A 4,035-nucleotide genomic window follows, 5' to 3' on the forward strand; every position below is an offset into this window, starting at 1 on the left:
AGGTTGTCCCGCGCGACCATATACGAGCCGCCAGCCCGTGTGTAGGTCATGACAACCCCGCGATATGACGCGGTCACCAACGTCAAAATCACCAAGATGACGCCGATGATCGGAAGTAGCAGCACGAACGCGGCCATCCCCGCAGCCGGCAGCAGTTCGATCATGATCTGTTCGGGACCGTATGCGGTCGAGGAGATCGCATCCGGTGAAATCGCGCCGAGCGCAACAGGAGTCGACAATCTCTCCGATTCCAGTTGCTCGCTAGTCAGTGGTTTCCCGAGTAGACGCCGTTTCAAGACGTCGGATGACGAAGGCGAGATCCGCCGCCTGCCAAACATATCTTTCAAGTTCCATCCTCACTGGTCGAGCCCTTCGCAAAGGATTAGATGCGCCCTTCAGGCGCTCGCATTACGTAATACGCAACCGCCCTTCGCGAATGGCCCGACCACCGAGCGCTACCCACCCGCTGGGTCTACACCAGGTATAGATCACCGAACCCTTGCCCTGAGTGATGGTGAGATCGCGGTTCAGATAATCCGTGATGCGTATCGCAGCAGCACTGGTCGCCTCGTCCTCCTCCACACCCAGCTCCGGCGTGAAGGCCCGAGATCTTATGTGCCCAGCCGATTCGTCTACCCACGCCCACAGGTAGTGCGGAAAACCATCGGAGAAATCCCCCGGATCGGCGTCTCTCACATCGTGGGGTGAATTGAATTCGTGGAGAGCGAATTCCGGAGTCCATTCGGCGAACACCTCGACAGTGGTCAGATCACCCGTGTAATGGACTTCGACCACTCCGGCATGGAGTTGGAGATTGCGAATCGGTGTCCCACGGTCGCGCAACCACCAGGCCGCACCGACAGCCGAGTCACCAGCGAACACCAACTCCAGAGCGGGCGTGAATATCTCAACACGCGCCGAGCCAAACCCTGGCATCGGATCTTCAATGAAAGCCGTTTCGCTATAGCCCAATTCAGTAGCAATCCGTTGCCGGTCCGCCGAAGGCACTGCGCCTGCAGAGACCACGCCGAGCGGATTCCCAAATTTGCCGTCAGCATCGGTGAACACTCGCAGCACATTCAATCGATAGTCATGGGCGTCATTTCGTCCCGCATCTGCAGGATTTGTCGTTCACACCCGCCCGCCTAGCCCTGTCGGCCCCACCCACCCGGCTCACCCAAAGGCCGCTCAGCCGGCCGGCGGTGACCGACCTGGAAGACGAGATCACCAACGACGCGGCGATCACGGCTAAGGCCCCGCCGGCCGGATCAGCTAAAAAGACCAGCGCCGAAGGGTCATTCGTGATGATCGGTATATAAATCGACACGCTGAGACCGCACGCGAAGGCCACGGGCCTCGCTGCGCGGAACACCCAGGATGTATGGTCGACGGTCGCGCTGATCGCGCTCAGCCACTCGAACAGATTGCGATTGGGCTCAACGAAGGTCGTTCCCCGCTTGGACGCAACGGCCCGCGGAAAAACGGCGCTGTCCATGAACACTCCTACCCTCTCGACGACAGTCGAGAACCAAGGGGTAGAAGCCATTAGCCCCTTGACCAGCCGATTTACCGGTCAAAGGTGCGGTAGCGAGCTTCATCGCTGTTGCATTACCGACGACTGTACAACACATGTCCGGCGGGTGAACATCCGAATCGCAGTTTCGGCGGGTTGGGTCGCCCGAGCCTCTTTACACAGAGATCCCGCCCCGGTCCCTGGTAACAGCCCCGCGAGTGCCGCGAACGACATTCAGGATTCACAGGTAATGCGGAACCCGTACAGCGCCGCGCTATCACCACCAACGAACACACCGTTAGCACGGACCACATTGGTGCCCACGCGCAACCGGTGCCGTGTGACAACCGTCAGATCGTCCACGGCGGCCGTCCTGGCGGCGGCTGAACGCGCATCCTCGAAACTGTCATAGACCGAGACGGTCCACTCGCGGCCCGTGCAGGTATCCGCGAAATTTGTAACGCTCAGTACGTACACGGGAGACCCGAACCTTGCTGGCTAACAACGCTGATACGCAGCCCAACAAAGTCCGCATCATCGCTGCCGGCGTCATCTAGAGCACTGCACGCAAGCGCAACGAGACTAACTACTTCGACCTGAAAAACCCTTGATCGGTGCGGCGCTTGTAGGTGAAGTTGTTGATTGGGTGTACCCGGCGGTGTGCGGTGGTCGTTTCAGGCGGCGAGGGTGCCGATCTTGACGAGGTTGTGGGCGAAGACGCCGTGCCCGCACCAGGTTCGCGCTCCGGTGATGCCGGTGAGTTCGGTGCGGTTCCAGCCGTAACTGCGCTTCATGTGGTTGATCCGTCCCTCCGATCCGGTCCGCCATTTCACCTTGTCGCGGAAGGCGCGGCGGTGTTCGAACTCGCGGCGCGCCGCGCTGGGTTTACTCACCCGCGGGATCGCCACACTGCGCACGCCGAGGTCGTGCAGATCGCGTTCCACCGATGCCTGGCCGTAACCGCGGTCGGCGGTCACCGCCCGCGGAGTGTGTCCGGTCCTTGCAGCGATCCGTGCGATCGCCGGAACCAGTTGTGGGGCGTCGGGCGGGTTGCCGACCTCGACGTTGTGATCGAGGATGACCCCGTCGGCGTTGTCGAGGATCTGGGCTTTGTAACCGAACTCGACGGGCTTTCCCAGGCGTCCCTTGCGGATCGGTCGGGCATCGACGTCGTGCAGGCTCACCACTCGGCTCGCCGACTCGGGCATCACCCCGGACAGACGGCTACGCGCCTGGGCCACAACGCGTTCGGCGATTGCCGCGACGGTCTCTAGACGGTTGACTGCCCGGTGCAGCCGGCCCTTGCGATGGCCGGTGGCACCGCGCAGGGCACGTCGGGCGTTGCGGATCACCACGGTGGCCTCACCCATCGCCGCTTCGGCGATCCCGGCCAGTTCCCCGGTGATCCGTCGCACCGCGGCCTGAGCCGCATCGCGCTGCAGCTCACCGCGCAGTTTCAACTTCGCGACGATGGAGCGGGCGCGGCGCCCGGCCGAGCGGCGCCGATCACGTGATGCCGTGCGGGTGGCACCGCCAGCGGCCTTGATCCGCGCCACGCTGCGGGCCATCGAACCGATCGCCTTGGCCAGCAGGCCCGAATCGGTCGGATAGGACACCGCGGCGGTGATCACGGTGGTGTCGGCACGGACCTTGTCGGTGCGCAGCAGCTTGGCGGTGGCCGCCTTGGCCAGCAGTGCCTCGTTGAGGCCGGTGACCGCTTCGTCGCCGCAGCGGGTGGTGATCTTCATCAACGTCGTCGGGTGCGGCACCCGGGTTCCGAACGGGATCCGGCAAAACCGCTGCCAGGAGATCGAATCGGACACCTCCCGGCACAACGACTCGTAGCCCAGTCGGTAGCGGAACTTCAGAAACATCAACCGTAGATAGGTTTCCATCGGGATCGACGGCCGGCCGATCCGAGCATCGAAGTGCGCCGCGAACGGTGCGAAGAACACCGGATCCTCCAGCAGCGCATCCACCCGACCCAACTCGACCGGCAGCACCAACAACTCCGGCGGCAGGATGGAATCCCACAACGTCGGCTGATCATTTACAGTACGAAACACAATGTCCTCGAATCCTTCTCGCCAAGGGTTCGAGGACATTGTCCCAGTTCACGTGCTGTCAGGGCCTGCAGCCACGCCCGACTTTTTCAGGTCGAAGTAGCTAGCTAGCGATCAGGGCGAGCTCAACCTCACCCTTCTTTCGTTGCGACCCGTGGGTTAGCAGCTATGTGAAATCTATTGCAAGTCAGTAGATTTCGGGAGTGACCACCACACTGGTGGATATCACTCGTTATCCATGTTCAACTCCGCCATTTTCATCAGACGAATCACCGATCCAAGGCCGTTGTCGCGCAGGGCGTGACGAGCAGGGCGACCTCCTTGCGATCGGCGTAATCGAATGCATTCGACTACCGAAGACAAAGCAATCGATCGCCGACAACACTGATCGCCTGCTCGCCGGGTCGATACGGGCAACCGACATATTGGCGTCAACAGACCCGCAACGTCGTTCGGGCC

General features: G+C 61.8%; 4 protein-coding genes and 1 pseudogene. 1 reads left to right on the forward strand and 4 read right to left on the reverse strand.

What is annotated here, in order from left to right:
• The 4 genes and pseudogenes from WAN02_RS22675 to WAN02_RS22690 form a co-directional block, all read right to left on the reverse strand.
• Positions 1–338: pseudogene (locus tag WAN02_RS22675) on the reverse strand (DNA-binding protein); the annotation flags it as partial.
• Between the two features lie 70 nt (positions 339–408).
• A complete protein-coding gene (locus WAN02_RS22680) occupies positions 409–1,068 on the reverse strand; it encodes a PhzF family phenazine biosynthesis protein (protein WP_422266592.1) in 660 nt (219 codons plus the stop codon).
• Between the two features lie 679 nt (positions 1,069–1,747).
• A complete protein-coding gene (locus WAN02_RS22685) occupies positions 1,748–1,990 on the reverse strand; it encodes a hypothetical protein (protein ID WP_422266594.1) in 243 nt (80 codons plus the stop codon).
• Positions 1,991–2,187: 197 nt separating this feature from the next.
• Positions 2,188–3,579: an ISNCY family transposase gene (locus WAN02_RS22690; RefSeq protein WP_422266596.1), complete on the reverse strand. Its 1,392-nt coding sequence runs from the start codon at positions 3,577–3,579 to the stop codon at positions 2,188–2,190.
• 200 nt (positions 3,580–3,779) lie between these two features.
• Between WAN02_RS22690 and WAN02_RS22695 the strand changes: the two genes are divergently transcribed.
• A partial coding sequence (locus tag WAN02_RS22695; protein WP_422266598.1) for a hypothetical protein occupies positions 3,780–4,035 on the forward strand: 256 nt, incomplete at its 3' end.

The sequence above is a fragment of the Mycobacterium sp. genome, assembly GCF_049281135.1.
Classification (GTDB): domain Bacteria; phylum Actinomycetota; class Actinomycetes; order Mycobacteriales; family Mycobacteriaceae; genus Mycobacterium.